General features: G+C 41.6%; 4 protein-coding genes and 1 pseudogene. 1 reads left to right on the top strand and 4 read right to left on the bottom strand.

Translation table 11 applies throughout. The annotated features are described in order from the left end of the window. A pseudogene (locus ACTF6W_RS10440) lies at window positions 1–244 on the bottom strand (hypothetical protein); the annotation flags it as partial. 9 nt (window positions 245–253) lie between these two features. After that, the gene (locus ACTF6W_RS10445; protein WP_438994486.1) at window positions 254–874 is read right to left on the bottom strand and encodes a hypothetical protein; all 621 of its coding nucleotides are present in this window, start codon (window positions 872–874) and stop codon (window positions 254–256) included. 56 nt (window positions 875–930) lie between these two features. On the opposite strand from ACTF6W_RS10445, the gene ACTF6W_RS10450 reads away from it, so the two are divergent. Continuing rightward, a complete protein-coding gene (locus ACTF6W_RS10450) occupies window positions 931–1,722 on the top strand; it encodes an IclR family transcriptional regulator (RefSeq protein WP_438994487.1) in 792 nt (263 codons plus the stop codon). Between the two features lie 8 nt (window positions 1,723–1,730). On the opposite strand, the gene ACTF6W_RS10455 is transcribed toward ACTF6W_RS10450, so the two are convergent. Both ACTF6W_RS10455 and ACTF6W_RS10460 read right to left on the bottom strand, forming a co-directional pair. Next, entirely contained in the window at window positions 1,731–2,600 is an 870-nt protein-coding gene (locus ACTF6W_RS10455) for a 3-keto-5-aminohexanoate cleavage protein (protein ID WP_438994488.1), read from the bottom strand. Continuing rightward, window positions 2,597–3,223 (bottom strand): aminotransferase class III-fold pyridoxal phosphate-dependent enzyme (locus ACTF6W_RS10460; protein ID WP_438994489.1); only part of this gene is annotated, 627 nt, incomplete at its 5' end. The genes ACTF6W_RS10460 and ACTF6W_RS10455, both read right to left, overlap by 4 nt.

Here is a 3,223-nt window from a genome sequence, read left to right on the forward strand (position 1 = left end):
GACGTCCAAATTCATCCATTATTTGACCGGTAACCTTTATTGCATCTCCTTCGCCGCGTGGACGACCGGGGGCAATGCGTGTCATATCTGCCTCTACAGGGTTGATACCATAGTTTTGCGGTGCGTATGGCGCAAATGAACCACGGGCATTATCCGGAATTAAATGCAGTCTATTACGCGGTGTGCGCTCATTTGATGTATTATCGGTAGGACCGATCTCAATTTGTCTTCCTAGTTTTTCCATCGTTCGTTCCTAACTTAAAAGATCATCAAAAAATGGTGTTTCATTATCGCCAGCCATTATGATTTCTATTTTATATTTTTTAATTCCGTTTTCATCTTCGCCGTCCGGTTTGATCATTAAACGGTCACGAAGTTCTTCATTAATGGAAAGCAGAAGAGGGTCGGTATCATTCGCCTTTTCGCCTTCAAAAAAGAGCTGGGTCACGATACGCATGATGCCATCGGAGAAAATAGTTAGGGTAATATTTGGTGCTCGTGGAGTTTCTAAATCGACGTCCACTCCTGGCTTGATAGTTGTTAAGGTAAAATTACCATCTTTGGTACGATGTCTGGCATATCCGGTAAACCATGGATCAAGTTTATGGTGTGTTTCCGTATCAGGGCGACGATATATACCGGCAGCATTAGGTTGCCAGAATTCAAGTAAAATTCCATTTGCTAAATTACCATTTATATCTTTAATACAACCATTTATAATGATTTTCTCACCTAATGGTTTATTTATAATTCCTGACCTTATTTCCGTTAAGTCCATACTGTCGTTATCGCAAAGTGAAATTGGGTAGTAAGGACCCAATGTATCTTCGTTAGTAGCAATTAGGCGGTTGCTTTTTCCGCTCGATTGTGTCATTTCTAATCCTTAAGTTTTGTATATAAAACAATTTGAGCCATGTGTCTGAGAAAATAATGACTGAAACGCTTCATAAAAATCATGATAGATATTTTATTCCCGGTTTGTCCAGAGGGCTTCGCGTTCTTGAAATTATCGCTGAAGCAGGTGAGCCTCTGACCATAGCCGAAATTGGCAAAAAGCTGGGTGTTTCTCGCTCTTCTGCTTTTCGCATTACTTATACCTTGGAGCACTTGGGGTTCTTGACCACCGATAAATCTGATAAACAATATGAACTCGGGCCGCGTATTTTGAGCCTTGGCTTTTCTTATTTGAATAGCCAAGGTGTCATTAATACAGCAAAACCACATCTTGAAAAACTGCGTGATGTTACCGAAGTATCCAGCCATCTTGCCATACGTGATGGTAGAGATGTTCTCTATTTGGATAATATTACGTCTAATACATCTTTTGTGAGTAATATTTCTACTGGTGAACGACGACCAATTTATGCCAGCGTTCTTGGTTGGGTTTTGCTTCGCGATTTGAGCGATGCTGAAATTGTGGAACTTTATCAAGGGGTTGAATTCGATAAGCTTACTGAACATACACCAAATTCTGTAGAAGAACTTATTAAATGCGTTAGAAGTGCTGCAAAAGATGGCTATGCCATTTCCCGTGGTTTCGTCCAACGGGGCGGGTCGACCATTACGGCGCCATTGCTTGATGACCGTGGTCAAGTTATTGCCGTAATTGATATTTCTGGCCCAGATAGCGCGTTTGATTTTGAAAGGTTGCAAAGCTTTTATGTCCCCACTGTCGTCGAAACGGCGATGGCGATTTCCAGAAGTTTGGGGCATAAGAGCTAGGTTTATCATTAAAGTCCTAAAATTTCTCTGGCTTCATTAGTGCTAGCAATATTTCCGCCTAGTTCTTCAACGATATGGACAGCTTTAGAGACAAGCTGAGCATTACCGCTACAAAGTTCGCCCTTCTTTATATAAAGATTATCTTCCATACCGACGCGGACATGGCCCCCCATAATGAAGCTTTGAGCAAGCATTGGATATTCCATCCTTCCAATACCAAAGGCGGCCCAGACCGCATCTTGGGGAAGTTGTGATTTCATATACATCATCGATTCTGAATTTGCAGGAAGCCCAAACCTTACACCCATAACCATTTGAACCATAACAGGGTTTTTAATAACACCTTCTGAAATAAAGTGGTTTAATAAATGCATATCGCTGCTATTGAAAACTTCGATTTCTGGTTTGACACCGGCAGCGTAAATTCGGTCAGCCATTATCTTCAGGTTTTCAGGGCTGTTAATAACAGCGGCTTGCCCGGACCACATTGTATTTAGATCCAGTGTGCAAATTTCAGGTTTTAATTTTTCAACGTGTGAAACTCTAAGTTCCGGACGGCAAAGAGTTGAATTCTCTCCCGCTATACGGGGATTTTCTTTCCCGGGTACGAAGCGCCCGCCTTCACCAGTAGTAAGATTTAAGATGACATCTGAATTCTTTTCCCGAATTCTTGTTACCATTTCATCATAGAGTTCAAATTTCATCGAGCCTTTGCCCGTTTCAGGATCACGAACATGTAAGTGCAAGATAGCGGCGCCCGCGTCAGCGGCGGCTAAGCCTTCTTCGGCGATTTGTTTAGGTGTTATTGGTAACCCCGGATGCATATCAGGTGATGTTAAGTTTCCAGTAACCGCACAAGTGAGAATAGTTTTGCTCATGATTTTAATTTACCCAGTTGATTATTAAGACATTTTTTGACCGTATCTACGATCGTTACCAATTCGTCATCAGTAACAGTATAAGGAGGAGCGAGTAGAATATGATCGCCTCTAATACCGTCTACACAACCATTTGAAGGATAGGTAAGCATGCCATTTTCTAGGATATCCTTTTTAATTTTTGCTGATAAGTTGGCTTCAGCAGGAAACGGTTCTTTTGTTTCTTTATTTTCGACGATTTCTAATCCCCAAAATAACCCGCGACCACGAATGTCACCTACGTTTGGGTGATTTTCAAATTCATTACGTAGCATTTTTTCAAGTTTTCGTCCTTGTGATCTTACATTACCTAGTAGTTGATCTTCTTCAATAACTTTTAAAACGGCGAGGGCGCCTGCGCAGGCAATGGCGTGGCTCATATAGGTATGACCGTTCCACAAATTTCCACTTCCTTCTTGGATGCTATTAATAATTTTTTCATTGGCAAGAACTGCGGCAATTGGTTGATACCCCGCACCAAGTCCTTTTGCTATAGTGAATATATCAGGTGAAACCCCTTCGGCTTCCAAAGCGAATAGATAACCTGTGCGTCCAATGCCACACATCACTTCGTCCGCAATAAA

The sequence above is a fragment of the Pseudemcibacter sp. genome, assembly GCF_965661635.1.
Lineage (GTDB): Bacteria > Pseudomonadota > Alphaproteobacteria > Sphingomonadales > Emcibacteraceae > Pseudemcibacter.

Excerpts from the sequence above, each read along its gene's own strand:
- ACTF6W_RS10445 (WP_438994486.1), bottom strand. The coding sequence starts at position 874 with ATGACACAATCGAGCGGAAAAAGCAACCGCCTAATTGCTACTAACGAA.
- ACTF6W_RS10450 (WP_438994487.1), top strand. The coding sequence starts at position 931 with ATGACTGAAACGCTTCATAAAAATCATGATAGATATTTTATTCCCGGT.
- ACTF6W_RS10455 (WP_438994488.1), bottom strand. The coding sequence starts at position 2,600 with ATGAGCAAAACTATTCTCACTTGTGCGGTTACTGGAAACTTAACATCA.